Origin of the sequence: Pseudorhodoferax sp. (assembly GCF_047601025.1) — a bacterium.
GTDB lineage: Bacteria > Pseudomonadota > Gammaproteobacteria > Burkholderiales > Burkholderiaceae_C > Pseudorhodoferax.
In genome coordinates this window covers 4627804-4652136 of sequence record NZ_JASGJZ010000001.1, presented here as the reverse complement: position 1 = coordinate 4652136, position 24333 = coordinate 4627804, and the positions used below count along the sequence as shown (strand labels likewise).

Below are 24333 nucleotides of genomic sequence, written 5' to 3'. Positions count from 1 at the left end.
TCCGTTGGCGTGGCCGATGACTCAGGCCTCTTGAAGACAGTAGAGTCCCGCAATGACCTTCGCAATTTCCACCGAGAGAACCGTCACCGCATCGGAGTTCGCCCGACTCCTGGATTCGGTCGGCTGGGGAGGCGACGATGACGCGGCGGCCTTCGAGCGGTCCTATGCGGCCTATCCGTTGGTGGTGCATGCGCGGGAGGCCGACGGTACGCTCATCGGCTACGTATCCGCCTTCAGCGATGGTGCATACAGCACGATGCTGGGAGAGTTGATCGTGCATCGCGACGCCCAGGGCCGTGGCGTTGGCAAGGCGCTGATGAGGCGGGTTGAAGACGAGTGGCCGGGCGTCCCGATCTACGTGAAGGCGATGGGCGGGGCAAAGCACTTCTTCCAGGCATGTGGCTACCGGGTGCCTTCCGCAGAAATGACGGTGCTGTTCAAGCGAGTGCCAGTTTCCTTGGCCGATGCCTGAACCGTCGCTTCCGGCGGAGGCAGAGCAGGCGGCGCGGCGCTCCAGGTCGCACGGGCCTATCCGGCGCCGGCGCGTTCCGAGGCAATAGCGCGAGTCTGCACTGACGCCCGGGACGCGCGGCTTGCGGCACAGGTTCAGCGGCGCGGCAATGCCCGGACTACACCGGCCCGCGCTCCTCGCCGCCGCCAGGCCGCAGCCGGTGCACGACATGCTCCGCGCTCGGCCGGCCCTCCAGGAAGTGCGCCTCGAGGACCGGCCCGAGGCTGCGCGCGTCCAGGCGCCCGTACCAGACGCCTTCGGGATAGACGATCGCCAGCGGGCCATGGTTGCAGGGGTACTGGCAGCTGGTCTGCAGCGGGCGGACCCTGCGGCCGAGTTCCGGCTCGGCCTTGAGGCACTCGCCCAGGCGCTGCCACACGTCCACGGCGCCCAGGGCCGTGCAGCGCGGCCCCAGGCAGACCAGCACGTGGTGCTGGTGCTCCGGCACGGCGGACCAGGCGACCGGGTCCTTGTGCCATTGGGCGCCGGCGGTCTCGGCCACGTCCTCGGCCCGCAGGGCCTGGGCGACCAGTTCGCGGGCCAGCTCGGGCAGGCGCTCCGCGGCCATCAGGGGCGGGGCGAACACGATGCGCGGCAGCGCGCCGGTGCGGCGCGCGCGCCAGCGCATCGCCACCTTGTGCAGCCAGCGGGCCAGCGCCGGCTCGTCGGGCGCCAGCAGCGGCAGCACGGCCACGCTGCGCGCGCCGGCGCAGCGGTCCAGCGCCTCGGGCAGCGAGGGCGCGGCCCTGTCGACGAAGGCGGCCAGCACTTCCGTGCCGGGCAGGCGCGGCTGCAGCGCCTCGGCCAGGCGCTGCAGCGCTTCGCGCGCGGCGGCGCCGGTGCCGCCGCGGCCCAGCAGGATCACGCAGTCCGGGGTGTCGGGTTCAGTCGTCGAGGGCATGGGGAATGAAGCTGATGCGCGGGCGGCCGGTGGCCGGGTGGCTGTCGACCTCGGCGGCCACGCCGTAGACCTGCCGGATGGCGGCCGGCGTCAGCACCTGGGCGGGCGGGCCTTCGGCCGCGATGCGGCCCTGGTCCATCAGCACCAGGCGGTGGCAGTAGTGGGCGGCGATGTTCAGGTCGTGCAGCGCGACGATGGTGCTGAGCTGCTGGCGGCGCAGCAGGCCCATCAGCTCGAGCTGGTGGCGGATGTCCAGGTGGTTGGTCGGCTCGTCCAGCAGCAGCACCTGGGGCTGCTGCGCCAGCGCGCGGGCCAGCAGCACGCGCTGCTTCTCGCCGCCCGACAGCTCGGCCAGCGGGCGCCGGGCCAGCGCCAGCGCGTCGACCTGGCGCAGCGCCTCGCGCACGATGGCGTGGTCCTGCGCGCTGTCGCGCGCCCACGGGGCCTGGTGTGGGATGCGGCCCATCATGACCAGCTCGGCCACCGTGGTCTCGAAGCCGGGGGCGGACTCCTGCGCCAGCACCGCCACCTGCTGCGCGAAGCGGCGCTCGGCGATGCCGCGCACGTCCAGGCCCTGCAGCAGCACGGCCCCGCGCGTGGGCCGCAGCGCGCGGTACAGCAGGCGCAGCAGCGTGGACTTGCCGCTGCCGTTGGGGCCGATCAGGCCCAGGCATTCGCCGCGCGCCAGCGCCACGCTGGCGCCGTCGACGATGCGGCGCGCCTGCGCCTCCCAGTGCAGCCCGCGGCCTTCGAGCATCATGCCGGGCGCCCCCCGAAGGCCTGGTGCCGCGCCAGCATCCAGATGAAGAACGGCCCGCCGATCAGCGAGGTCACGACCCCCACCGGGATCTCGGTCGGCGCCAGCCAGGTGCGCGCCAGCAGGTCCACCAGCACCAGGAACACGGCGCCGCCCAGCGCGGCCACCGGCAGCACGCGGCGGTGGCTGGTGCCGACCAGCATGCGCGCGACGTGCGGCACCACGAGGCCGACGAAGCCGATCGCGCCGCTGACGGCGACCATGGTGCCGGTGACCAGCGAGACCGCGACGAACAGCCGCCGCCGCAGGCCGTGCGGGTCGATGCCCAGCGTCACGGCCGTTTCCTCGCCGCCCGCCAGCGCGTTCAGCGCGCGCGCCTGCAGCAGCAGCCAGGCGAGCGTGGCGGCCAGCACCAGGCCGGGCAGGCCCAGCTCGTCCCACTGCGTGCCGGCCAGGCTGCCCAGCGTCCAGGTCAGCACGGCGGCGGCCAGCTCGCGCTGGCCGGAGGTCAGCGTGATCAGGCTGGTGATGCCCAGCAGCACGTGGCCCACGGCCACGCCGCACAGGATCAGCCGCATGGCGTGGATGCGCCCCTGCGCCTGCGCGAGCGCGTACACCACGCAGGTGGCCGCCAGCGCGCCGGCGAAGGCGCCGAGCGTCAGCGCGTGCCCGCCGAGGAACGCGAAGGCGCCGAAGGCCAGCACCGCGACGGCGCCGACCGAGGCGCCGGAGGACACGCCCAGCAGGTACGGGTCGGCCAGCGGGTTGCGCACCATGGCCTGCATGACCACGCCAACCACCGCCAGGCCGGCGCCCACCAGCGCGGCCAGCAGCACGCGCGGCATGCGGATCAGCCAGACGATCTGCTCGTACTGCACGATCCACGGCGCGGCCGGCAGGGGCTCGGCGCCCAATGCCAGCCGCACCTGCTGCCAGGCGATCCGCCAGACGGTGGCGGGCGGGATCGGCACGGTGCCCCAGGTGAGGGCCAGCGTCATGGCCAGCGCCAGCAGCGCGGCCAGCGCCAGGCACCAGGCCGCGAGCGGCCCGCTGCGTGCCGGGAGGAACCGGGCGGCGCGGCGCATGCCCGGTCTACGGCCGGCCGGCGGCCATCAGCGCCGGGTGCAGGGCGGCGGCCAGCGCGCGCGCCCGGGCGACGTTGCGCGGGCCCGGCGTGGCCTCGGCGTAGGTCAGCACGAAGAAGCGCCGGTGGCGCACGGCGTCGACCCCGGCCAGCTCGGGCTTGTGCAGCAGGAAGTCGATCTTGCCCTGCGCGTCGGGCTGGCCGTAGTCGACGATGACGATCCATTCGGGATCGCGGGCGACCACGTCCTCCCAGTTGCCGCGGGGCCAGTTGCGCGGGATGTCGTCGAAGATGTTGCGCCCGCCGGCCGCCTCGATCATCGCCTGCGGCATGCCGTAGCGGCCGGAGGTCACCGGGATGTCCTGCCCGCTGTCGTAGACGAACACGCGCGGGCGCTGCGGCACGGCCTGCGTGCGCTGCTCCAGGTCGCGCAGCGCGCGCTCCAGCTCCTGGATCCGCGGCTCGGCCTGGCGCTCGATGCGGAAGATGCGCGCGATGGCGCGCAGGTCGGCCAGCGTGTCGTCCATGGACACGCGCTGGCGCGGGCCGACGTGGATGCAGGACTCGGTCAGCACGTACGAGGCGATGCCGTGCCGGGCCAGCAGCTCCGGCGTGACCTGGCCGGGGCGAAAGCCGTAGCTCCAGCCGCCGAACACGAAGTCGGCGCGCGCGCCGACGATGGCCTCCAGGTTCATCGCTCCGCGCGACAGGCTGGGCACGCGCGCCAGCTGCGCGCGGAAGGCCGGGTCGATCTCCTTGTCCGCCGGGATGCCGGAGGTGCCGACCAGGTACTCGCCCAGGCCCAGGAATAGGAACATCTCGGTGATGTTCACGTCGTGCGTGACGACGCGCTGCGGCACCCGGGGGTAGGCGACGGGCTGGCCGCAGACCTCGACGGTCACCGGCGCCACGGCGGCCGGTTCCGCGGCGGCGACAGCGGCAGCGGGCCCAGGCACGGACGCGCGCGGCGCCTCGCCCTCGTGCCGCGAGCACGCCGCCAGCAGCACCGCCAGCGCGGTGGCGTACAGGCCGGCCGGGCGCACGTTCAGAAGCGCAGCTGCGCGGCCAGTTCGAACTGCCGGCCGGGGCCGACGAGGAACTGGCTGCCGTAGCTGGAATGGACGTAGAACCGGTCGGTCAGGTTGCGCGCGATCAGGCTCAGCGTGGTGTTGGCGTCGAACTGCCAGTGCAGCGCCGCGTCGAGCAGCGTGTAGGAGGGCAACTCGGTGGTGTTGGCGTTGTTGGCGAAGCGCTTGCCGACGTTGCGCACGCCGGCCGAGGCCTGCCAGGCGCCCACGCGGTAGTGCGCCCACAGGTTGGCGGTCGTCCGGGCGACGCCCAGGGGGCGGTTGCCGGCGCGGTCGCCGCCGGCTTCCAGCAGCGTGCCGAACCGGGCGTCGGTGTAGCTCAGGTTGCCCTCCAGGCGCAGCGCGGCGCTGGCGCGCAGCACGCCGCCCAGCTCCACGCCCTTGGAGGACTGGCTGCCGCCCTGGATGGAGATGGCCGGGCGGCTGGGGTCGCGCGTGACGATGTCGTCCTTGCGGATGTGGTAGACGGCGAGCGTCCATTCGCCCAGGTTGTCGGCCAGCTGCTGCTTGACGCCGGCCTCGACCTGCCGGCCTTCGCTCAGGCGGAAGTCGCGGTTCGCCAGGTTCAGCGAGAGCATCGTGGTCACGGGGTCGTGGCCCTGGCTGTACTGCGCGTACAGGCTGGTGCGCGGGTCCAGCTTGTAGGTCACGCCCAGGCGGGCCGAGGTGCCGCCCAGGTCCTTGTCGAACGGCGTGCCCGAGACCAGCTCGCGGCGTTCGAAGGCGTACAGGTCGCGGCGCAGGCCGGCCAGCAGCAGCCACTGGTCCGAGAGCTTCCAGGCGTCCTCGACGTAGAAGGCGTTCTGGCGCAGTTCGGTGTCGTACCGCGGCAGCGTGGGGTCGGGGCTGATCCAGCCGCCATGCTGCGGGTCGAAGGCCGAGACCACCGAGGCGCCGCGGTAGGGCGAGTTGCTGCTGTTGCGGAACTTGGTCCTGGAGATTTCCCAGCCCAGCGCCACCTGGTGCCGGCCCAGCGCCAGGTCCAGGCCGAAGCGGTTGCCGGTCTGCGCCACGTCGTGCAGGATCTCCAGGTAGTCCGAGCGGGCCACGGTGCCGGCCGCCGGGTCGTAGGCATAGGCCTCGATGTTGCGCCAGTGCCGGTCGCTCTCGAAGTGGAACAGCTCGTTGCGCACGGTCACGGCCTCGCTGGCGCGCCAGCGCAGGCGGGCGCGCAGGCGGTCTTCCTCGTAGCGCACGATGCTGTCGGCGGTGTTGTAGTTCTCGCCGCGCAGCGCCTCGACCACGCGGCCGTCCAGCCCGGGCGTGCCGAAGTAGCGCGCGGGCTTCTGCAGGCTGCGGTCGGCGATCAGGTCGAGCTGCAGGTCGCGCGTGGGCTCCAGCCGCAGCGTGCCCATGAACTTGGCGCTGCGCGCGTCGCCCATCGCGCGCTCGCCGTCGCTGCGCTGGCCGTACACGTCCAGCCGGTAGCTGGCGACCGGGCCCAGCGGGCCGGTCGCGCCCAGGCCGAGGCGCCCGGTGGCGTCGCTGCCGCCGGCCGCCAGCGCCTCGATGCCGAAGGTCCGGCTGGGCTGCTTGCGCACGGCGTTGATGGTGGCGCCCATGGTGCCGCTGCCGTACATCAGCGAGGCCGGCCCGCGCAGCACCTCGATGCGCTCGTAGCCCCAGATGTCGCCGGGATAGGAGGTGGTGCCGGCGGCCACGCTGGCCGGCACGCCGTCCTCGGCCACGCCGACCGAGTTCACGCCGACGAAGCCGCGGCTGCCGAACGACAGGCCGCCGTTGCCGGGCGTGCTGCTGGAGGTCAGGCCGACCGTGCGCGTGACCGCCTCGACCAGGCCGACGTCGCCGCGCTCGCGCATCTGCTCGGCCGATACGCCGTCGACGCTGGCCGGCAGGTCCTGGATCGACAGGCCGGTGTGGCTGGCGGTCTGCGCCGGCAGGCGCAGCTGCGCGCCGGTGCGCTCGGCTTCGTCGGTGACGCGCACCTCGGGCAGCGTGGTCTGGGCCAGGGCCGGCGCGCCCAGCAGGGCGGCGCACAGCGCGGCGGGATGGAGGAGATGGGAATGGCGTGGCATCGTGCGCGACAGGGTTGTGGACCGCCTGTCGCGACAGCAGCGCGCGGCCGCTGCGTGCCCCGCGGGGGCGAGCGGCCGGACGCCCTGTCTGCACCCCGCAGACGGCCGGCATTCGCATGCAGGGCATGCTCGGACGCGGCAGGCCGGTATCCGGGCTCGCAAGGGGAGAGGGGGCCCTCCGGGCGCCGCGTCTTCCCGAACCCGCCGCGCATCCGCCGTTGCGGCGGACCACGTGAGGGCTCAGTGACGGCCGGCCTGCCGGTAGGGCGGGGCGGCGATCGGCGCTTGAACTTGCTTACCGTTGCGGGGGCAGCCGAGGCCTGGGCCGAACCTGCCGGCCTTCACCTCGTTCCCGTTTACTCTGCATGCGGGCATGCAGACACCTGACGCACGGATGCCCCGGAAACGGATCCCCGGGGCGCGCGGAGTATAGCGACCGCGCCGCGCGTCACTCCGGGCGCTTGGCGCCGGCGGAAGGCGGGGCGCAGCTCCCGCAGCTCTCGCAGTCGCCGCAGCCGGAAGTCTTGGCGAGCGAGGCGGCCAGGCGCTCGGCCTGCGCGTCGTCCACCAGACCGGCGCGCTGCGAACCCGCCGCCAGCCGGCGCGCCGCGCCCCTGCGCCAGGCGGCTGGCATCCAGCGCCACACGGCGTACACCGCGGCGGCGGCCACGATGGCGAAGACGATCAGGTTCTGCAGCATGCTCAGGCTCCCGCAGCGAAGGCCAGCGCCAGCCGGTAGGTGGCGAAGCAGGCCAGGTAGGCCAGGCCAAAGAGGTAGCCCGCCATGACGAACACGTACTTCCACGACCCGGTCTCGCGCTTGACGGTGGCCAGCGTCGACAGGCACTGCGGCGCGAACACGTACCACACCAGCAGCGACAGCGCCGTGGCCAGCGACCAGCTGCCGGCGATCAGCGGCTCCAGCGCGCCCGCCATCGCCTCGTCGCCCGTGGCCGAGAGCGCGTACACGGTGCCGAGCGCGCCCACCGCCACCTCGCGCGCGGCCATGCCCGGCACCAGCGCGATGCTGATCTGCCAGTTGAAGCCGATCGGCGCGAACACGTGCTCCAGCGCGCGCCCCAGCAGGCCGGCCAGGCTGTACTGGATGGCCGGCCCCGTGGCGCCCGCCGGCGGCACCGGGTAGCTGGAGAGGAACCACAGCAGGATGGTCAGCGTGAGGATGATGGTGCCCACCCGCTGCAGGAAGATCCAGGCGCGCTCCCACAGCCCCTGCAGCAGGTTGCGCGGGTTGGGCCAGCGGTAGGCCGGCAGTTCCATCATCAGCGGCGAGGCCGGGGCGCCCCGCCGGGTGTGCAGGTGCTGCATCACCCAGGCCACCGCCATCGCCGCGACGATGCCGAACAGGTACAGGCCGAACAGCACCAGCCCCTGCAGGTTGACCACGCCCGCCACCTGCCGCTGCGGGATGAACGCGGCGATCAGCAGCGCATACACCGGCAGCCGGGCCGAGCAGGTCATCAGCGGCGCGATCATGATGGTGGTGAGCCGGTCGCGCCAATTGCCGATGGTGCGCGTGGCCATGATGCCGGGGATGGCGCAGGCGAAGCTGGACAGCAGCGGGATGAAGGAGCGGCCCGACAGGCCCACCGCGCCCATCACCCGGTCCAGCAGGAAGGCCGCGCGCGGCAGGTAGCCCGAGTCCTCCAGCGCCAGGATGAAGAGGAACAGGATCAGGATCTGCGGCAGGAACACCACCACCCCGCCGGCGCCGGCGATCACCCCGTCGACCAGCAGGCTCTGCAGCGGGCCCTCCGGCACCAGCGTCCTGGCCCATCCGCCGACGGCGGCGGTGGCCGCCTCGATGGCCTGCATGGGCACCTCGGCCCAGCCGAACACGGCCTGGAACATCAGGAACAGCACCAGCGCCAGCACCACCAGGCCCAGCACCGGATGCAGCACGATCCGGTCGATGCGGTCGCTCGTGGCCAGGCTGCCGGCCGGCTCGTGCACCGCCAGCGACAGGATGCGGCGCACCTCGCGCTGGGTGTGGAGCACCTCGTCGAACGCCGGCGCCTCCCAGGGCACCGGCGAGGCCGGCGGCACCGGCGCGTCGAGCGCGGCCAGCAGCGCCTGGGCGCCGCCGCGCTGCACGCCGACGGTGGGGATCACCGGCACGCCCAGCTCGCGCGACAGCACCGCCGCGTCGACCTCGATGCCCTGGCGCCTGGCCATGTCGGTCATGTTCAGCGCCACCACCATCGGCAGGCCCAGCTGCCTGGCCTCCAGCACCAGGCGCAGGTTCAGCCGCAGGTTGGTGGCGTCGGTCACGCATACCAGCAGGTCGGGCAGCGGCTCCTGGTGCCGGCCGGTGATCACGTCGCGCGTCACCGCCTCGTCGGCCGACATCGGGTTGAGGCTGTAGGTGCCCGGCAGGTCCACCACCGCCACGCGGCGGCCGGCGGGGGTGCGCAGCGCGCCCTCCTTGCGCTCCACCGTGACGCCGGCGTAGTTGGCCACCTTCTGGCGGCTGCCGGTCAGCAGGTTGAACAGCGCCGTCTTGCCGCAGTTTGGATTGCCCAGCAGCGCGACGCGGCCGGGCGGGGCGGCCTGCGGGCGCACGCGGATCGCGGCCTCAGCCATGGCCGGCGGCTCCGGGCACGACCTGGATCAGCGCCGCCTCGTGCCGGCGCAGCGCGAAGGTGGTGTGGCCCAGCCGCACCGCCAGCGGCTCGCGGCCGGGCATGCCGCGGGCCATGATGCGCACCGCCTCGCCCGGTACGAAGCCGATCTCCGTCAGCCGCAGGGCCAGGTCGCGGCCATCCGCGCCCGGCGGGCGTGCGACGTCGAGGACGGTGGCCCACTGGCGGTCGGGCAACTGGTCGAGCCGCAGCGCGGCCGGAGCCGGGCGGGCGCCCGGTGCCATGGTTGGCATGTCTGAAATATCCACGTGAAATCCAGGTTGCCTGGCCCGTGCGCATCAGGAAGCCGCGCCGGCGGCGCGGCGCTGCCTGTTGCAGGCCGAGGATTGTCTGCGCAACAGGAAGAGCATCCACCCCGTGAGGCCGAATGCCGGCAGTGCCAGCGCGGCCAGCGCCATCGCGACGCGCCCCGCCAGCCCGAAGTAGCTGCCCATGTGCAGCGGATAGATCGCGGCCAGGAACCGGCCGCCGGCCGGCTTTTCCGCATGGCGCTCGTCCTGGAGCACCTCGCCGTCGCGCAGCCGGACCGTCGTGCGGTTGCGCGCGCGCTCGTGCGCCGGCCGTGCGTCCAGCCAGGTGAACAGCACCGCCGGCGCATCGGCCCGCTGCACGCGCACGATGGCCTCGCTCCAGCCGCCGGCGGCCCGGGCGCGCTGCTCGAACGCGGCCCAGGCCAGGCCGATGTCCACCGCGCCGGCGGCCGCGTCGTCGCCGGCCGCGCGCGGGCGCGGCGCCGGGCGCGCCGGTGGCGCCGAGGCGGTCGCCAGCGCGTCGACGCGCTCGCGCACCACATCGAAGGCCCAGTACAGGCCGGTCGTGGTGAGCACCAGGTACGGCAGCAGGGCGCAGGTGCCCGCCACCGCATGCAAGTTCCAGAGAAAGGCGCGGCCGCGCAGCGCCGTGTTGAACGTGAACCAGGCGCGCCAGTCCAGCGGGCGGCGTGGCCACCGCAGGTACAGCCCGGACAGCGCCAGCCCCAGCAGCCCGGCCGCCAGGATGCCGGTGGCGATGCGCCCGGGCTCCCGCGGCAGCAGCAGCCAGCGGTGCAGGCTCTCCACCGTCTCGAAGAACGCCGCGCCCGCCAGCGGCGGCAGCGGCCGGGCGGTGGCGGGGTCGAGGTACACCGTCTCGCCGCGCCGCTGGCCCCCCTGGGGCGCGAAGATCACCCGCGCCGCCGCGCCCGGCTCGGCGGACACGGCCAGCGTGCCCACCGGACGGCCCGGCCATGTGCGCTGCACGGCCGCCAGCAGCTGCGGGGGCGCCAGCGCCGCCTGCCCGACGTGCCCGGCCACGTGGCGGCCGCCCGGGTTGAGCCAGTCGATCGCTTCCTCGCGGAACGCCAGGAGGGCGCCGGACAGGCCGATCAGCATCAGCAGCGTGCCGGCCGTGATGCCGGCGAGCGAATGCACCTGGCGCCAGAACTGGCGCGGGCGAGGCAGCGAGAAACCCGGCATCGGAGCGGTCGCGCGGGATCAGTACTTGATCTTCGCGGCCAGGAGCAGCGTCCGCGGGCTGCCGAAGCTGAGCAGTTGCGCGTTCGGCGTCGTGCCCTGGATGTAGTCCTTGTCGAACAGGTTCTTGATGCCCAGGTTCACGCTCCACGATGCCTGCTCGTAGCCCAGGTTCACGTCGAACAGGGTGTACTTGGGAAGATCGACGAAGTAGGCGCCGCGCTGCGCGGTGCGCGCGCCCTGGAAGCGGACGCCGGCCCCCATGTTCCAGCCGAGCCGGTCCGGCTGGAAGTAGTACTGCGTGGAGACCGACCCCGCGTTCTTCGGCACATGGTTGGTGCGCTTGCCGATCTCGCTCGCCGTCAGGCTCTGGGTCGTCTTCGCCGTCGGGATGTAGCTGTAGGCCGCCGACGCGTTCCACTGGCTGGTCAGCGCGGCGGTGACTTCCGCCTCGAAGCCTTTGGTGGTCTGCTCGCCGGTCTGGATGGAATAGCCCGCGGTGGCGTCGTATTCCGTCACGTTCCGGCGCCGCAGGTCATAGACGGCGACATAGCCCTGCAGCCGCTGCCTGAACGCCTGGAATTTCACGCCGATCTCGGTCTGCCGGCCTTCCTCGGGGTTCAGCAGGCTGCCGTTGACGCCCGTGTCCGTGACCGGCATGAACGACGTCGAGTAGCTGACGTAGGGCGCCAGGAAGTCGTTGATGCGGTACATCACCGAGGCGCTGCCCGTGAACGCGTTGTCGGCGTTGGCCGTGACGTTGCCGGACAGCTGGTCGCGGATCTCCACCCGCGTCCAGTCGTGGCGGCCGGACAGGCCGACGATCCAGGCGTCGTCGATCTTGAAGGTGTTGCGCAGGTACAGGCCGGCGTACTGGTTGTAGGTCAGGTTGCGGGAGGGATTGCCGGGCCGGACCGACGTGATGCCGTAGACCAGGTGGTCCGCGTCGAGCGGATTCACGTTGTCGATGCGCTGGTAGTAGTCGCTGCGCTCGCGCATCATGTCGACGCCCGCGACCAGCTCGTAGTCGACGCGGCCGAGCTTGAAGCTGCGCTGCAGGTAGTTGTCCAGCGCGATGTTGAGGTCCTGCTTGTCCTGGTAGTTGACCTGCCGGGCGACCCGCGGGAACCGGGCGTTCGCCGCCGCGAACACGGAATCGCTCCAGCTGCTGCCCTTCGTCACCGCCAGGTTCTGCCGGAACACCCAGTCGTCGTCGAAGTAGTGCGCGTAGTTGGAGCCGACGCGGTAGACGTCCACGTCGTAGTGCCGGTCCGGCTCGCCGATGAAGATGTGGCGCCCGTAGGCCTGGTAGTTCGCCGGGATCCCCTGGTTGCGGATGTAGTTGCGGTGCTGGTAGCTGGCGATGAGCGACAGGTCGTTCCTGCCGTCCAGGTCGAAGTTGTACGAGGCGGCGAGGTACTGGTTCCTGAAGTACACGTAGTCGGTCGGGTCGTCCTGGTCGGAGACGCGGCCGACGAGGCGGAACGCGCCTTTGCGGCTGCCCCGGGGCGCATAGTTCAGGTCGAGGGTGCCTTCCTTCAGCGCATAGCTGCCCAGGCTGAGGCCGGCGCGGTACGCGGTCTCCGCCTGGGGGCGCTTGGTGGTCAGGTTGACCAGGCCCCCCGGCAGCGCCAGGCCGAAGCCGACCGAGGTCGGGCCCTTGACCACCTCGATGGAGCTGATGCCGAAGATGTCCTCGGAGCGCAGCACGTTGGTGGAGGTCTGTGCGCGCAGGCCGTCGACGTAGGTCTGCGCGGTGGAGATCTGCCCGCGGATGATGAAATCGTCCCAGCCGCGCCGCCCGTAGGCGCCGGAAGACACGCCGGCGACGCCCTCCAGCGCCTCGGCGACCGTCTTGATCTGCTTTTCCTCGATCTGCCGGTTCGTCACCACGCTGATCGACTGCGCCGTCTCGAACAGGGGCGCGTCCGAGCGCAGCACGCCGGCCGCGGTGCGCGCCACGTAGTTGGTTTCGTTGTTCTGGTACTTGTCGGCCTGGACCTGGATGGTCTGCAGCTGGGCGGCCGACGGGTCGGCCGCCTGCGCCCAGCCCGGCATCGGCGCGGCGGCCAGTGCCAGGGAAACGCAGGAGCCGGAAACGCCGGGATGCATGCGAAAGGAAGAGATCACGCGGGATTCCTGGTGTGTCTGAACATGGACGGGAGGTGGCAGGGCGGCGGAATCAGCGTGATTTCAGGGCCCAGTCGACGGCGGCGTCGAACAGCTTGAGCCCGGCGGCGGAGAGGTTGGGGAAGGTCTCGTTGTCGAGGAAGAACATCACGCGGCGCGCGGGCGCCAGCGATTCGTAGTCCATCGTGGCGCCCTTCTCGTAGCCGAAGATGGCGGCCTTCTCGGGCTGGCCGTGCAGCGTGGCGATGATGGTGGCGCCCAGGCCGGGCTTGCCCCAGTTCATCGGCGCCTGCTTCTCGTAGACGTCGACCACGCCGGCCGGCAGGCCGGCGGCCATCGGGTGCGGCGCGTTGACGAGCCACACGTAGCGGTCCTTCTCCACGGTGCCGAAATCGGTGCCCGCGCGCTTGCCGGCCATCGCCAGGTCGTCGAGCAGGTCGCTTTCCCAGGTGAGCAGCGGCACCGGCACGTGGCGGTACGCGCCCAGCAGGTCGTGCGAGCGGATGGTGGACGACAGGATCACCAGGTCGGCGTCGCGCGCGGCGTCCACCGGCGCGTACTGGCTGTGCAGGGTGACCGCATAGCCGCGCGCCGCGAGGTACTGCTGGATCTTCTGGTCGATCGGCAGGCTCTTGCCTTCCACGCGCACGACCAGCAGCACTTTCCTGGGCGGTGCGGGCGGCACGGCGAAGGCCGGTGCCGGCAGCCCGCCGGCGAGCAGGCCGCCCGCCGCCAGCAGCAGGGCCGAGCGGCGGGAGGGGAAAGAGGGGTCCTGGTGGTCCATGGAGGGGTTTTCCGGGTGAAGCATGGGTGGGGAAGAACGGTGGCTCAGAACTCCACCGTGGCGCGCAGCAGCATCTGGCGTGCGTCGCCCATCGAGATGAAGTAGGTGTTGGCGCTGGACGGGTAATAGGTGCGGTCGAACAGGTTCTTCACGTTGAACTGGAACTGGGTCTTGTAGCCGGCCACCCGCGTGTCGTAGGTGGCGAAGGCGTTCGCCACGGTGTAGCCCGGCAGCCAGAAGGAGTTGGCCGAGTCCCCGGGGCGCCGGCCGACGTACTGCGCGCCGCCGCCCACGCGCAGCCGGCCCTCGCCGCCGAGCACGGGGCCGAAGTCGTAGACGGCCGAGAACGACGCGGTCTGCCGGGCGACGTTCCAGAGGCGGTTGCCCGCGTACAGCGGGTCCTCCGTGGTCTTGGCGTCCACGTAGGCGTAGCTGGCGATGGCGCTCCAGCGGCTGCTCAGCTGGCCCGCCACGTCCACCTCCAGCCCGCGCGAGCGCGCCGCGCCCGAGGTGCGCCAGTCGGTCAGCTTGGTCACGTCGTTGAACTGCGACACCAGCACGTTCTTCTTGCGGATGTCGAACAGCGCCAGCGTGCCGGTCAGCTGGCCGGGCAGGTCCAGCTTGGCACCGACTTCCCAGGACTTGGCTTCCTCCGGCGCCACCGAGGCGTCGATCACCTTGCCGCTGGCCAGCGGCGCGATGGTGGAGGTGGGCTTGAGCGACTGGCTGTAGCTGCCGTAGAACGAGACCTCGTCGCTGAGCTTGTAGACCAGCCCGACGCGCGGCAGCCAGCGCGAGCCGTCGGCCTGGGTGTTGGCGACGAACGGGCGGCCGCGCCCCGCGGTCTGCCGCCAGGACTGGTAGCGCAGGCCGCCCACCAGGATCCAGCGCTCGTCCAGGTGGACGCTGTCCTGCAGGAACAGCGACTGGTTGTGCAGCCGGTCGGTCTGGTCGCTGTCGCTGGCCGAGACGGTGCTCGACGGCGTCTCCAGCCCGTACACCGGGGACAGGTAGCTGAAGGTGTTGCGGGTGGCCTGGCGCAGCAGGTCGGCGCGGTAGATCAGGCGGTACTCGGCGTCGGCGCCGAACTGCAGGTCGTGGCGCATGCCGCCGAGCTGCAGCGTGCCGTCCATGTAGGCCGTGCCGTAGCTGTCCGTGCTCAGCGCGCCGTGCGTGGCGTCGTTGCTGCGCTGCAGCGTGCCGCTGGTGGTGTTGACGCCGTTGACGCGCAGCTGGCCGGCGTCGTAGGTCTCGCGGTTGTAGCTCAGGTTCAGGTGCGCGGCCCAGCCGCCGCCGAGCTGGTGGTCGACGGACAGCTGGCCCAGGTGCGTCTCGCCGGTCATCTGGTTGAACGGCTCGTCCAGCCGGCGCGTCTTGGGCAGGTCCAGCGGGCGCTGGGTGCGCGGGTCCAGCGCGGTGCCGCGGTCGAACGGCGTCACGTAGCGGCGGTACTCGTACCACAGCACGGCCTGCGTGTCGTCCCCGTACCAGGCCAGCGAGGGCGCCACCAGCGTCTCGCGGTGGGTGCCGAAGTTGCGCCAGTAGTCCTCGTCCACGTGGTCGACGATCAGGCGGTAGGCCAGGCCGTTCTCGCCGATCGGGCCGGTGGTGTCCAGCGTGGCGCCGGCGCCGTCGCGGCCGCCGGCGTAGCCCGATCCCTGCAGCGACAGGGCCGTGCGCTGGCGCAGCTGCGGCTTCTTGCTGACCACGTTGATCACGCCGCCCGGGTCCATCAGGCCGTACAGCAGCGAGGACGGCCCCTTGAGCACTTCCACGCTCTCGGCGGCCGCGTTCATGCCGCGGCCCTGCACCAGCGGCATGCCGTTGTGCATGATGGAACCGTCGCGGTTGCCGCCGAAGCCGCGCTTCATGATGGTGTCCTGCGTGCTGGCCAGGGTGTTGCCCTGCGTGATGCCGCTGACGTTGACCAGCGCGTCGTCGATGTTGCGCGGCCGCTGGTCGCGGATCACCTGGGCCGGCACCACGTTGACCACCTGGGGGATGTCGAGCACCGGCGCTGTCGTGCGCAGGGTCGAGGCATCGGGCGTGGGCTGGTAGCGGTCGTCGGCGTCGGCCGGCACCGGCGCGGCGCGCGCCACGACGCGGACGGCGGGCAGGGCGGCCGCTTCGGCGCCGGACGCCTGCTGGACGGCGACGGTAGCAGCGGCGGCCTTGCGGACGACGAACTCGCCCGGGCCTCCTTCCACCGCCTCCAGCCCGGTGCCCGCGAGGATCGCCGCGAAGCCCGTGCCCACGGTGTGGCTGCCCTGCAGGCCGCCGGAGCGCAGGCCCTGCGTGCTGGCCGGGTCGAAGGACAGCGCCACGCCCGCCGCCGCGGCGAAGCGGCCGAGCACGGCGGCCAGCGGCCCGGCTTCGATCTGGTAGGCCCTGGCGGCGCCCTGGCCGGGCGCCGGGGCGGGTTCGGCCGCGCGGGCGGCGGTGGCGAGCGCCATCGTGGCGGCGAGCAGGCAGGTCGCCGCCGCTCGGGCGGGTCGCGGTGAGGCGGGCGTATGCATTCGGCGTTCCTTCGGCATGGATCACGGATGAGGGATGTCATCGAGTGAGCCGAACGAAACCGGAAAAGATGAAAGCCGCCGCCGAAAAAAATTCGGCGGCCCCGTGCGGCGGGTACGGGCGCCGGCGGCCCGGCGGCAGGTGCCGTCAGGCCGGCACGAGGGTGAGCCAGTAGCGCGTCATCCCGCTCGCGCGCACCGGGAAGGCGCGGGTGATGACGGCCAGCGCCTTGTCCGTGTCCCCGAGGGGGAAGACGCCCGACACCCGGACGCCGGCCACGGCCGGGTCGCAGTCCAGGCGGCCGCGGCGGTAGCGCGCGAGCTCGCGGACCACGTCTTCCAGCCGCCAGCCGTCGACGACCAGGCTGCCGCCCGGCCAGTCGACGAACACGGGCTCCACCGGCTGCGGCGTCCCTACGCGATCCCGGGTGAAGACGGCCTGCTGGCCGGCCTCCAGCCGCAGCGCCTGGCCGGGCGCCTCCGCGGCGCGGATCTCCACCGCATCCTCGAGCACGCCGACCACGGTGCGCGCCTCGTCGCTGCGGACAGTGAAGCGCGTACCGAGCGCGAGGATCCGGCCCTGCGGCGTCTGCACCGTGAACGGGCGGGCGTCCTTGGCACCGCCCGAGCCGCGGCCGGGGCGGGCCGTGCGCACGAGGATCTCGCCCTCGCGCAGCACCACCAGCCGGCGCGCGGCGTCGAAGGCCAGGTCCACGGCGGTCCGGGTGTTCAGCGTCAGCTGCGAGCCGTCGGCGAGGACAACGGAGCGCTGCTCGCCCGGGCCCGTGCGGTAGTCGGCCAGCCAGGTGCGCAGGCCGCCTGCGCCGCCGGACAGCCGCCACGACAGGCTGGCCAGCACGCCGCTGCCCGCCAGGCCGGCGAGGCCGAGCAGCACCCGGCGCCGGCTGCGCCGCGCCGCCTGCAGCGTCGTCGCGCCGATGTGGCCCGGCACGCGGTCCAGCGTGGCCTGCAGGGCCTCGAAATGCCGCCATGCGCGCTGGTGGTCCGGATGGGCCGCATGCCAGCGCTTCCAGGCGTCGCGGTCGGCCTCGGTCGCCTCGCCGGAGCACAGGCGGGCATACCAGGCCACCGCCTCCTTGCGGACCTCGGCTTCGCCGCGCGCGGAGGGGGCGGCCGTGCCTTCGGCCGGTGTCAGCTCGAGCACGGGCCCTCGGCCACGATCAGGTAGCAGTGCTCCAGCGCCTTGAGCATGTAGTTGTTGACCGTGCGCACCGTCACGCCCAGCCGGGCGGCGATCTGCGCGTAGGTCAGGCCGTCCAGCTGCGAGAGGATGAAGGCCTCGCGGACGGCGGGCTTCAGGCCATCGAGCATGGTGTCGATGGCGACCAGGGCTTCGAGCACGATGGCCCGCGCTTCAGGCGAGGGCATCCGGGGCTCGGGCAGCACCGCCAGCGCGTCCAGGTAGGCGCGCTCCAGCGCCCGCCGCCGGTGGAAGTCCACGACGAGCCCGTGCGCGATGGTGGCCAGGTAGGCGCGCGGCTCGACCGGGTTGGCGGGCTCCCTGCGGCTCAGCAGGCGCACGAAGGTGTCGTGCGCGAGATCGGCGGCGTTGTGGGTGCATCCCAGCCTGGCGCGCAGCCAGTCCCGCAGCCAGCCGTGGTGGTCACGATAGAGCGTCTGCACGTCGCTCCGGGGTACATGTTCGGCGGCCGACATGGCAACGACTTCCTGGCAGGTGCCCGATCTGCGAAAAGACCTGCCCAACAATAGTGATGAGACTGATTCGTATTTTAGGACAACACCAGCATGCCCGCAACATCGGGGCAGGCCCCAGGTCCGCGATCCGGGGCCGGCAACGACAATGCGCCGCCGCGGACGGCCCGGGATGGCCGGGGCAGCCGGCGCGGCGCATCGCGGAGACCCATTGCAAGCCATGAGGCCACCCATGAACGACACCTCTTCCAAGCACCGCATCGTCATCGTCGGCGGCGGCGCCGGCGGCCTGGAGCTGGCCACGCGGCTCGGCGACACGCTGGGCCGGCGCGGCCGGGCCGAGGTCGTGCTGATCGACAAGAACCGCACGCACGTCTGGAAGCCCAAGCTGCACGAGATCGCCGCCGGCAGCATGGACATGAGCGCGCACGAGGTCGACTACCTGGCGCAGGCGCACTGGCACGGCTTCCGCTTCCGGCTCGGCGAGCTGACCGGCATCGACCGCGCGCGGCGCGAGGTGCACGTCGCCCCGTACCGGGACGAGGAGGGCCATGAAGTCACCCCCGCGCGCGCCTTCGTCTACGACACCCTGGTGCTGGCCGTGGGCAGCCTGTCCAACGACTTCGGCACGCCCGGCGTGCGCGAGCACGCGCTGAAGCTGGAGTCCAAGGCCGATGCGCAGCGCTTCCACGCGCGCATGGTCAATGCCTGCATCCGCGCCCATGCGCAGACCACGCCGCTGCGCCCCGAGCAGCTCAAGGTCGCCATCATCGGCGCCGGCGCCACCGGCGTGGAACTGGCGGCCGAGCTGCACCGCACCACGCGCGAGGTCGTGGCCTACGGGCTGGACCGCGTGGACGCCGAGAAGGACGTGCGCGTCAGCGTGATCGAGGCGGCCGGCCGCGTGCTGCCGGCGCTGCCGCCGCGCATCTCGGCGGCCACCGAGCGGCTGCTGGACGAGCTGGGCGTGGCCGTCTACACCGGCGCCAAGGTCGCCGAGGTGCTGCCGGACGGCGTGCGGCTGGCCGACGGCCGGGTGCTGCCGGCCGAACTGGTGGTCTGGGCGGCCGGCGTCAAGGCGGCCGACTTCCTGAAGGACATCGGCGGCCTGGAGACCAACCGCATCAACCAGCTCGCCGTGCTGCCCACGCTGCAGACCACGCGCGACGAGAACATCTTCGCGATGGGCGACTGCGCCCAGTGCGCCTGGCCCGAGGCCGATGGCGGCAAGGGCGGCTTCGTGCCGCCGCGCGCGCAGGCCGCGCACCAGCAGGCCAGCCACATGCTGGGCCAGATCCGCCGGCGCATGGCCAGCCAGCCGCTCAAGCCCTACCGCTACCGCGACTTCGGCTCGCTGGTCTCGCTGGGCGAGTTCAGCACCGTGGGCAACATGATGGGCGGCCTGGTCGGCGGCAGCCTGATGGTCGAAGGCTGGTTCGCCAAGATCATGTACGTCTCGCTCTACAAGATGCACGAGCTGGCGCTGCACGGCTACGCCAAGGTGGCGCTGGACACGCTGGCGCGGCTGATCACGCGGCGCACCGAGCCGCACGTGAAGCTGCACTGAGGAACTGCCGGCGTCGCGGCGCCAGCGCGGCACGCGCTCAGCGCCGGGGCTGCAGGCCGGCCAGCCGGCCGGCGATCAGGATGCCGGCCAGGCTGCACAGCCCGGTGGCGGCCCAGGTCCATTGCCAGCCGCCGGCCTGCCGGGCGATCCAGGCCACCACCGGCGGGCCGAGGAACTGGCCGACGGCCGAGCACTGCTGCATCCAGCCCACCGTGGTGGAGACCGTGTCGGGGCCTGGCGCCAGCCGCTGCGACAGCGCGAACAGCGTGGCCGGCACCATGCCGCCGAGCATCGAGAACAGCACCACGGCGCCGGTGCGCGCGGCGGGGCCGAAGTCCAGCGCCGGCAGGAAGGCCAGCAGCGCGCCCAGCGCCATGGCGGCGTAGCCGGCCCGCAGCAGCGTGCGCGCGGCCACGCCGCGCCGCAGCAGCCGGCCGGCGCCGATGTTGCCGACCATGTTGACGACGGCCACCAGCGCCGTCAGCGCGCCGGCCGCGGCGGGGCCGACGCGGGCCTGGGCGTAGATGGTCGGCAGGAAGCCCACCACCGCCAGCCACTGGCCCGAATAGACCGCGAAGCCCAGCGCCAGCAGCCAGGGGCCGGGCGCGGCCAGCGTGCGGCGCAGCCGGTCCTTCCAGCCGGCGGATGCGGCGCCCGTGCGCAGGGGGTCGGGCGGCAGCGCCCGCCACAGCCAGGCCGCCATCGCCAGCGACAGCGCCGCCAGCAGCCACCACCAGCCGGGCCAGCCGATGCGCGGCAGCAGCAGCGGGCCGGCCAGCAGCGCCAGCGCCGTGCCCAGCGGCATGTAGGCGCCCCACAGGCCCATCTTGGCGTCCAGCTCGCCCGGCGCGGCCACGCGCCGGATCAGGCTGGGCGCGGGCGTGGCGGCCAGCAGGAAGCCGCAACCCTCGACGGCGCGCAGCGCCAGCAGCGTGGCCGCGTCCTGCGCCAGGCCGCCGGCCAGGCTGGCCGCGCCCAGCACCAGCAGGCCGGCCGTCATGCAGCGCTTCAGGCCCAGGCTGTCGCCGGCCAGGCCGACGGCCAGCCCCAGCGCCATGCCGGCGACCTGCACCAGGGAGAGCAGGAAGCCGGCCTGCACCAGGGACAGCTGCAGCGCCTCGCGCAGCACCGGGATCGCCGGCGGCAGCTTGCCCACGTGCAGCGCCGCCGCGACGCCGCCCAGCACCACCACCAGGGCCGGCTCGATGCGCCGCCCGGCGGCGCGCCCGGGCATCGGTCGGTCCGCCATCAGGGGCGGGGCGGATCGCGGTCCGCCGGTGCTCGCTGCAGCGCAGCCAGCTTCAGGTATTTGTAGAACGCCATCTCGCCGTTGTAGACCGCCAGGATGAAGCCCTGCCGGCCATCGCGAAAGCCCTGGCGCACCAGGTAGGTGCGCACGAAGGCCCACAGCCCGTGCGTGACGGCCTTGGACAGCGAGCCGCTCCGGCCGCGCTCGTGCAGGTCGCGCGCGCCGCCGCTCGAATAGCGGTTCAGCTTCTCGAGCACGTCGTCCAGGTCGCGGTAGCTGTAGTGGACCAGGCTGTGCCGCAGGTCGCGCGTGCTGCCGTCCACCGTCATGTGGGCATGCAGGAAATGCGCGGTGAAGCCGGCCTTCTCGCGCCGGACCAGGCGCAGCGTGTAGTCGGGCCGCCAGCCGCTGTGGTGGATGAACTGGCCGCAGAAGCTGGACAGGCGCGGCAGCCGGTAGCCGTCGGCCGCGCCGGAGCCGATCGCCTGCAGGATCTCCTTGCGCAGTTCCTCGCCGATGCGCTCGTCGGCGTCCAGCGACAGCACCCAGTCGCCGCGGGCCATCGCGATGCCGCGCGCCTGCTGCGGGCCGTAGCCCGGCCAGTCCGTGGCGACCACGCGGGCGCCTTCGGCCGCGGCGAGTTCCGGCGTGCCGTCGGTGCTGCCCGAGTCCAGCACCAGCACCTCGTCGGCGAAGCGGGCCGAGCGCACGCAGTCGGCGATGTTGGCCGCTTCGTTCTTGGCGGCGATGATCACGGTCAGCGTGGGCATGGCTCCCTCATTCCGAATCATCCGGCAGGCCCAGCCCGTACAGCCGCGCGTAGGCGCCGCCCTGCGCCAGCAGCTCGGCATGGGTGCCGGCCTCGACGATGCGGCCCGCCTCCATGACCACGATGCGGTCGGCGTGCTGGACGGTGGACAGCCGGTGCGCGATGACCACGGTGGTGCGGCCCTGCATCAGCCGCTGCAGCGCGGACTGCACGGCGCGCTCGGACTCGGTGTCCAGGGCCGAGGTCGCCTCGTCCAGGATCAGCACCGGCGCGTCCTTGTACAGCGCGCGCGCGATCGCCAGCCGCTGGCGCTGGCCGCCCGACAGCTGGGCGGCGTTGTGGCCGACCAGCGTGTCCATGCCCTGCGGCAGCTCGGCGACCATGCGGTCGAGGTTGGCGTCGGCCAGGCAGCGCGCGAGCCGCTCGCGGTCCAGCGGCTGGCCCAGCGCCACGTTGGCGGCCACGCTGTCGTTCAGCATGACCACGTGCTGGCTGACGACCGCGAACTGGCGCCGCAGCGCGGCCAGGTCCCAGTCCTGCACGGCATGGCCGTCCAGCTCCACGCGACCGGCCGTGGACTCCAGGAACCGCGGCAGCAGGTTGACCAGCGTGGTCTTGCCGGCCCCCGAGGCGCCGACCAGCGCCACGGTCTCGCCGGCGACGATCGACAGGTCCAGTGCGTCCAGCGCCGGCTGCGGCGCACCGGGGAAGCGCACCGTCACGCCCTGCAGCCGGATGTCGCCGCGCGCGCGCGCCAGCGCGAAATGCCCGCCGCGCTCGTCGGCGGTGTGCTGCATCAGCTCCAGCCCGCGCTCGATCGCGGCCAGGCCGCGCGTGACCGGGCTGGCGACTTCCGACAGGTGCTTGATCGGCGCCACCAGCAGCAGCATCGCCGTGATGAAGGCCACGAAGCTGCCGACCGAAGTGCCGCCGTCGGCGCTTTGCAGCAGCGCGATCGCGATCACCGCCGACAGGGCCACGGCCACCAGCATCTGCGTCAGCGGCGACATGATGGAGGAGGCCACGACCGACTTCATCGACAGCTGGCGCAGCCGCGCGCTGAGTTCGTCGAAGCGCCGCTGCTGCAGCGCCTGGGCGGCCTGCAGCCGGATGTCGCGGTGCGCCAGCACGTTCTCCTCGACCACGTAGGCCAGCGCGTCGGTGGAGCTCTGGCTCGCGCGTGTGAGCGTGTACAGCCGCCGCGACAGCACGCCCATGACCCAGGCGATGGCCGGGATCAGCAGCGCCACGATCAGCGTGAGCTTCCAGTTCAGGTACAGCAGGTAGCCGACCAGCGCGACCAGCGTCAGGCTGTCGCGCGAGAAGGCCATGATGGCGCCGACCAGCACCTGCGAGCCGGTCTGCACCTCGTAGACCACGGTGTTGGCCAGCGAACTGGCCGACTGGTGCTGGAACAACGCGAGGTCGCCGCTCAGGATCTTGGCGAACATCTCGCGCCGCAGCGTGAGCAGGCCCTGGTTGGTGATGCGGCCGAGCGCGTAGTTGGCGGTGAACGCGGCGATCCCGCGCAGGCCGAACAGGCCGATCAGCGCGGCCGGCACGGCCCACAGCGGCAGGCCCTCGCGCTGGAAGCCCTTGTCCAGCAGCGGCTTGAGCAGGGCCGGGATCATCGGCTCGGTGCCAGCGACCACGGCCGTGGCCAGCACCAGCAGCACCCACCCCGTGCGGGCCGAGCGGAAATAGGGCCAGACGCGGCGCAGGCGCTGGCCGATCGAGGCCTTGCGGGCCGGTTCGGCCGCGGCGCTCGATGGAGGACCTTCGCCCGTGCCGGCTGCGGTGCGCGCCTCTTCGGGCGGCCGGGCGGCGCTCATGCGGGCCGTCCCACCGGGTCGGGCGACGCGGTGCGCAGGCACAGCGCCATCAGCAGGCCGAGGACGACGCAGAAGAAGTCGCCGATGGTGGCGTCGAAAAGGGTCGAATTGAACATGCAGGAGATCACCAGGGCGGCCAGCACCGACACGCCGGCGCGCGCGGCGGCCGGCTCGCCCAGGCGCAGGTCGCGGTACAGGCTCAGCAGCAGCCAGCACAGTACCAGCACCGCGCCGAGGCCGGCCTCCACGCCCCACAGCAGGAATTCCTGGTGCGGATTGCGCACGACGAAGGTGGCCGGGTTGCCGCGCCCCGCGTCGAGCCGGTTGTACTGCTGGTTGAAGCTGCCCAGGCCGAAGCCGGTCAGCGGCCGCTCGGCGATGGCCTGCAGCGAGCGGTGCCAGTAGTTCAGCCGCTCCCCGGTGGAGGTCTGGTTCTCCGACCGGCTCGCGAACGCCAGGCTCTCCTGCCGCACCAGGTCGACCCGGTCGCGCAGCTGGGGCGAGGCCAGCAGCAGTCCGGCGCCGAGCAGCACCGGCGCCAGCAGGCCGGCCGGGCGCAGCCGGGCCGGCAGCTGCCAGAGCACGGCCAGCGAGACCATGGCGATCGCGACCACGTAGCCCGTGCGGCCGGGCATGAGGAACAGCGTGCTGCCCAGGCCCAGCACGGCCACGCCGGCCGCGAGGGCGCGCATCCAGGCACGCGGCAGGTAGCCCCGCAGGTGCCAGCACACGGCCGCCGCCACGGCGGTCATGATCGACTGCGCCAGGTAGTTGGTGAACACCGAATGGTCCCATCGCGCTTCCGCCGAGGTCGCCCAGGGCACGGGCAGGCCCAGCGCCAGCGCCCAGGAGCTCCCCACGGTGAGGATCTGCGCCGCTGCGAACCAGCCGAGCGCGATCAGCGCTTCGCGCCGCGTGCGCAGCAGCACGGCCAGCAGCGGCACGATGATCAGCTTGCCGTGCTTGCCCAGCGCGGACAGGGCCTCGTCGCTGGGCACGGTCGTCCAGAACAGCGACAGCGCCAGGTAGCCGAGCGCGACGACCACGGCCAGCGGCGTGCGCAGCCGCGCCACGGCGGCGTCGGCCGGGCCGCGCGGCGCAGGCCACAGCAGGATGAAGATCGCGCTGGTCACCGCCAATGCCTTGGCGACGCTGATGACAGCGTTGGGCAGGCCTACCGCCAGGGCCAGCAGGCACGCGAGAACGAGACGAAGATTCAAAGACGGTCCATCGGAAGCGGGCATGCCGCGTGCAGATCGGCGGAGCGTCGGACGCCCGCCGGCGGCGCCATTATCGGCCGAAGCATCGTCCCGGCCGCGGGCCGGAA

The 24333-nt window shown here is 72.7% G+C and carries 20 protein-coding genes and 1 riboswitch; of the genes, 2 read left to right on the top strand and 18 right to left on the bottom strand.

Features of this window, described 5'->3' with window-relative positions:
• Window positions 1-52 precede the first annotated feature (52 nt).
• Window positions 53-472, top strand: a complete 420-nt coding sequence (locus tag QM782_RS21565) for a GNAT family N-acetyltransferase (protein ID WP_415204921.1) — start codon at window positions 53-55, stop codon at window positions 470-472.
• Between the two features lie 157 nt (window positions 473-629).
• Here QM782_RS21565 and QM782_RS21560 read toward each other — a convergent pair whose 3' ends face one another.
• The 14 genes from QM782_RS21560 to QM782_RS21495 form a co-directional block, all read right to left on the bottom strand.
• Window positions 630-1412 (bottom strand): CbiX/SirB N-terminal domain-containing protein, encoded by a 783-nt coding sequence (locus tag QM782_RS21560; protein WP_415204920.1) that lies wholly within the window; start codon window positions 1410-1412, stop codon window positions 630-632.
• Window positions 1396-2172 carry an ABC transporter ATP-binding protein gene (locus tag QM782_RS21555; protein WP_415204919.1) on the bottom strand — a complete coding sequence of 259 codons (777 nt, stop codon included), beginning with the start codon at window positions 2170-2172 and terminating at the stop codon, window positions 1396-1398. The genes QM782_RS21560 and QM782_RS21555 overlap by 17 nt, the downstream gene beginning before the upstream one ends.
• Window positions 2169-3254, bottom strand: a complete 1086-nt coding sequence (locus tag QM782_RS21550) for a FecCD family ABC transporter permease (protein ID WP_415204918.1) — start codon at window positions 3252-3254, stop codon at window positions 2169-2171. The genes QM782_RS21555 and QM782_RS21550 overlap by 4 nt, the downstream gene beginning before the upstream one ends.
• A gap of 7 nt (window positions 3255-3261) precedes the next feature.
• The gene (locus QM782_RS21545; RefSeq protein ID WP_415204917.1) at window positions 3262-4296 is read right to left on the bottom strand and encodes an ABC transporter substrate-binding protein; all 1035 of its coding nucleotides are present in this window, start codon (window positions 4294-4296) and stop codon (window positions 3262-3264) included.
• A gap of 2 nt (window positions 4297-4298) precedes the next feature.
• Window positions 4299-6377: a TonB-dependent receptor gene (locus tag QM782_RS21540; RefSeq protein ID WP_415204916.1), complete on the bottom strand. Its 2079-nt coding sequence runs from the start codon at window positions 6375-6377 to the stop codon at window positions 4299-4301.
• A gap of 139 nt (window positions 6378-6516) precedes the next feature.
• Window positions 6517-6763, bottom strand: a riboswitch (cobalamin riboswitch).
• Window positions 6764-6825: 62 nt separating this feature from the next.
• Window positions 6826-7077 carry a DUF6587 family protein gene (locus QM782_RS21535; RefSeq protein ID WP_415204915.1) on the bottom strand — a complete coding sequence of 84 codons (252 nt, stop codon included), beginning with the start codon at window positions 7075-7077 and terminating at the stop codon, window positions 6826-6828.
• 2 nt (window positions 7078-7079) lie between these two features.
• Window positions 7080-8978, bottom strand: a complete 1899-nt coding sequence (gene feoB / locus QM782_RS21530; protein ID WP_415204914.1) for a ferrous iron transporter B — start codon at window positions 8976-8978, stop codon at window positions 7080-7082.
• Entirely contained in the window at window positions 8971-9270 is a 300-nt protein-coding gene (locus tag QM782_RS21525) for a FeoA family protein (RefSeq protein WP_415204913.1), read from the bottom strand. Before QM782_RS21525 ends, feoB begins: the two co-directional genes overlap by 8 nt.
• 45 nt (window positions 9271-9315) lie before the next feature.
• On the bottom strand, window positions 9316-10491 hold the full coding sequence (locus tag QM782_RS21520) for a PepSY-associated TM helix domain-containing protein (protein WP_415204912.1): 1176 nt from the start codon (window positions 10489-10491) through the stop codon (window positions 9316-9318).
• Between the two features lie 18 nt (window positions 10492-10509).
• Window positions 10510-12618 carry a TonB-dependent siderophore receptor gene (locus QM782_RS21515; protein WP_415204911.1) on the bottom strand — a complete coding sequence of 703 codons (2109 nt, stop codon included), beginning with the start codon at window positions 12616-12618 and terminating at the stop codon, window positions 10510-10512.
• Window positions 12619-12670: 52 nt separating this feature from the next.
• Entirely contained in the window at window positions 12671-13402 is a 732-nt protein-coding gene (locus tag QM782_RS21510) for a hypothetical protein (protein WP_415204910.1), read from the bottom strand.
• 44 nt (window positions 13403-13446) lie between these two features.
• The gene (locus QM782_RS21505; protein WP_415204909.1) at window positions 13447-15918 is read right to left on the bottom strand and encodes a TonB-dependent siderophore receptor; all 2472 of its coding nucleotides are present in this window, start codon (window positions 15916-15918) and stop codon (window positions 13447-13449) included.
• 145 nt (window positions 15919-16063) lie between these two features.
• Window positions 16064-17080 (bottom strand): FecR domain-containing protein, encoded by a 1017-nt coding sequence (locus tag QM782_RS21500; RefSeq protein ID WP_415204908.1) that lies wholly within the window; start codon window positions 17078-17080, stop codon window positions 16064-16066.
• Window positions 17068-17592, bottom strand: coding sequence for a sigma-70 family RNA polymerase sigma factor (locus QM782_RS21495; RefSeq protein WP_415204907.1), 525 nt, complete (start codon window positions 17590-17592; stop codon window positions 17068-17070). Before QM782_RS21495 ends, QM782_RS21500 begins: the two co-directional genes overlap by 13 nt.
• Before the next feature lie 229 nt (window positions 17593-17821).
• Here QM782_RS21495 and QM782_RS21490 point away from each other — a divergent pair, with 229 nt between their 5' ends.
• Window positions 17822-19156 (top strand): NAD(P)/FAD-dependent oxidoreductase, encoded by a 1335-nt coding sequence (locus tag QM782_RS21490; RefSeq protein ID WP_415204906.1) that lies wholly within the window; start codon window positions 17822-17824, stop codon window positions 19154-19156.
• A gap of 37 nt (window positions 19157-19193) precedes the next feature.
• Here the strand turns inward: QM782_RS21490 and QM782_RS21485 are convergent, their stop codons facing one another.
• From QM782_RS21485 to QM782_RS21470, 4 genes are read right to left on the bottom strand one after another with little or no spacing between them, the layout of a single operon-like run.
• Entirely contained in the window at window positions 19194-20405 is a 1212-nt protein-coding gene (locus tag QM782_RS21485; protein ID WP_415204905.1) for a CynX/NimT family MFS transporter, read from the bottom strand.
• Entirely contained in the window at window positions 20405-21175 is a 771-nt protein-coding gene (locus QM782_RS21480; protein WP_415204904.1) for a glycosyltransferase family 2 protein, read from the bottom strand. The genes QM782_RS21485 and QM782_RS21480 overlap by 1 nt, the downstream gene beginning before the upstream one ends.
• A 7-nt stretch (window positions 21176-21182) precedes the next feature.
• Window positions 21183-23006: a lipid A export permease/ATP-binding protein MsbA gene (msbA, locus tag QM782_RS21475; protein WP_415204903.1), complete on the bottom strand. Its 1824-nt coding sequence runs from the start codon at window positions 23004-23006 to the stop codon at window positions 21183-21185.
• A complete protein-coding gene (locus QM782_RS21470) occupies window positions 23003-24226 on the bottom strand; it encodes an O-antigen ligase family protein (RefSeq protein ID WP_415204902.1) in 1224 nt (407 codons plus the stop codon). The genes msbA and QM782_RS21470 overlap by 4 nt, the downstream gene beginning before the upstream one ends.
• Between the last annotated feature and the right edge of the window lie 107 nt (window positions 24227-24333).